Below are 2,383 nucleotides of genomic sequence, written 5' to 3'. Positions count from 1 at the left end.
AAGTTCGGCGCCATCGAACAAGGAACCCATCGCCCATGATCACCAACGCCGAGATCCAGACCGCCCTGCCCGCGCTTGCCCCAGGCAATGCCGCCGTTATCACCGGCGCCGCCAGCGGCATCGGTCTGGCGGCCGCCAAGCGGCTTGCACTGATGGGCATGAAGATCGTGCTGGCCGATATTGGCGGCGCGCGGCTGGACGACGCCTCGCGCGCCGTTTCCGCGATTGCCGGCGACGATGCCGTGCTTGCCGTCGCCGCCGACGTTTCGAAGGCGGATGAGGTACACCGCCTCGCCGAAAGGGCGTTCGGCGCCTTCGGCGGCGTGTCGCTGCTGATGAACAATGCCGGTATCGGCGACAATCCCGGAAAGCCATGGGAAAACGGCGATGCCTGGAAGCGGCTGCTGGACATCAATTTCTGGGGCGTCGTGCATGGCGTCGAGGCCTTCGCGCCGCGCATGCTGGCCTCGGCCAGCCCGGGTTTGATCGTCAACACCGGCTCCAAGCAAGGCATCACCACGCCGCCCGGCAATCTTGCCTACAATGTCTCCAAGGCTGGGGTGAAAACCTTCACCGAGGGCCTGTCGCATGCGTTGCGCAACGAACCCGGCGCCCATGTCGCTGCCCATCTTCTGATCCCCGGCTTCACCTTTACCGGCCTGACCGAGGGCGCGACGGAAAAACCGGCCGCCGCCTGGACCGGCGAACAGGTTGTGGATTTCATGCTGGAATCCCTGACCAGAGGCGATTTCTACATCCTGTGCCCGGACAATGAGGCGGCCCGCCCGCTGGATGAAAAGCGCATGGCCTGGGCGATCGGCGATATCATCGAGAACCGCCCAGCCCTGTCGCGCTGGCACCCGGACCACAAGGACAGTTTCGCGGCGTTCATGAAAGGCTGATTTTCAGGCCGCCTGCTTTTTCGACCCGCGCTTCCTCGCCACAGCCTTCTTCGCCGCCGTGTCGGCGATCTGTTCGTCATGCCGCTTTGCCGCACGCTCGCATTTGGCGCGGATTTCCTCGACTTCGGATTCGGTCAGATGTTCGATGCCGATGAAGTGGTTGTGGCCCTTGCCGACCCGGATCAGTTCGTCGAGCTTGGCCTGGATTGCCGCGCCATCGCGGTTCTGAGTGTTCTGGATCAGGAAGACCATCAGGAAAGTGATGATGGTCGTGCCCGTGTTGATGACGAGCTGCCAGGTGTCCGAAAAGCCGAAGAACGGGCCGCTCACCCCCCATACGATGACGATCAGGCAACAGACGGCGAATGTCGGCGGCAGGCCGGCTATGCGGGCGACCCAGTTGGCGACCTTTGTGAAATGTTTTTCCATCTATCGAAATCCTCGACGCTGCGGCGCGATGAGAAACAACCAGCGACCGTTTCAGGTTCCCGAGGCAGACAAATACCCAGCTGCAATTGAATACACGCGTAGGGAGAATAGTCAGGAAAACACACCTTATGGGTTCAATGCCACAGTGATCCTGCAGGCAAGAGTGCCTGTTCCTTCCGCTTCACAGCGGTTTACCTCCAGCCCCTTCCGCTGCGCCACCCCCGCATGGCGGAAGGGGGTTCAGTCCGGCGGGCCTTGAAGCGCGTCGCCCGACTCCGTCTCAACGCTACGCACTTGAACTGGTCAGACGGCGTCGTTTTCCCAGCGATCGAGGAACGTTTCGATCGGCATGGCCTGCATGTCGGGAACCGCTCTGGCCAGCTTTTCGACCGGCCAGTCCCACCAGGCGAGAGCTTCGATCCGCGCCGCGATATCCGGAGTGAAGCGTGGCCGGAGAGCCTTCGCCGGCACGCCGGCGACGATCGCATAGGACGGCACGTCACGCGTCACCACGGCGTTGGCGCCGATGACGGCACCGTTGCCGATGGCGATCCCAGGCATGATCACCGCGCCGTGGCCGATCCAGACATCATGGCCGATGGTCACGGCTTTCGCCTGCCGCCGCTCGCGGAAGGCGGCATCGACGCCCAGCCAGCGAAAATACTCGTTCGGCCGGTAGCTGAGCTTATGCTGGGTCAGCCGCTCTATGGGATGCTCCAGCGCATTGATACGGCTGTTGGCGGCGATCGAGCAGAATTTCCCGATCGTCGTGTAGATCGCTTCACAGTGGCGTTCAAAATAAGAGAAGTCGCCGACATTCACCTCGCGCAGCACCACCCGCTCGCCGATCGAGGCATAGCGGCCGAGCTTGCACGTCTTCAGCTCCGCGGTCGGATGGATACGCGGCTCGGGGTCTTTCGGGACGAGGTTTTCGGAACGCTCCATGCCGGCGGCTTTACGCCTAGGCGATTGGTCCCGCAAGCGGAACCAATCGTCCCTCAGATCGTCTCCCAGCAAGGATTCGCCGAGCGAATGGTCCCGCAAGCGGGACC

General features: G+C 62.7%; 3 protein-coding genes. 1 reads left to right on the top strand and 2 read right to left on the bottom strand.

Annotation, left to right across the window (positions count from 1 at the left end):
• Positions 1-35 precede the first annotated feature (35 nt).
• Complete coding sequence (locus tag EN984_RS31470) at positions 36-902, top strand: SDR family NAD(P)-dependent oxidoreductase (RefSeq protein ID WP_127384214.1); 867 nt, start codon at positions 36-38, stop codon at positions 900-902.
• Between the two features lie 3 nt (positions 903-905).
• On the opposite strand, the gene EN984_RS31465 is transcribed toward EN984_RS31470, so the two are convergent.
• Both EN984_RS31465 and EN984_RS31460 read right to left on the bottom strand, forming a co-directional pair.
• Positions 906-1,331, bottom strand: a complete 426-nt coding sequence (locus EN984_RS31465) for a low affinity iron permease family protein (RefSeq protein WP_127269256.1) — start codon at positions 1,329-1,331, stop codon at positions 906-908.
• Positions 1,332-1,634: 303 nt separating this feature from the next.
• Entirely contained in the window at positions 1,635-2,276 is a 642-nt protein-coding gene (locus tag EN984_RS31460; protein ID WP_127269255.1) for a DapH/DapD/GlmU-related protein, read from the bottom strand.
• Positions 2,277-2,383 lie beyond the last annotated feature (107 nt).

The sequence above is a fragment of the Mesorhizobium sp. M7A.F.Ca.CA.004.12.1.1 genome, assembly GCF_003997835.1.
GTDB lineage: Bacteria > Pseudomonadota > Alphaproteobacteria > Rhizobiales > Rhizobiaceae > Mesorhizobium.
Note: the sequence above shows the minus strand (reverse complement) of the source record. Positions and strands in the feature narration are given on the sequence as shown.

What these genes read in the sequence shown, in the direction of transcription:
- EN984_RS31470 (WP_127384214.1), top strand. Translation starts at nt 36, where the DNA reads ATGATCACCAACGCCGAGATCCAGACCGCCCTGCCCGCGCTTGCCCCA.
- EN984_RS31460 (WP_127269255.1), bottom strand. Translation starts at nt 2,276, where the DNA reads ATGGAGCGTTCCGAAAACCTCGTCCCGAAAGACCCCGAGCCGCGTATC.
- EN984_RS31465 (WP_127269256.1), bottom strand. Translation starts at nt 1,331, where the DNA reads ATGGAAAAACATTTCACAAAGGTCGCCAACTGGGTCGCCCGCATAGCC.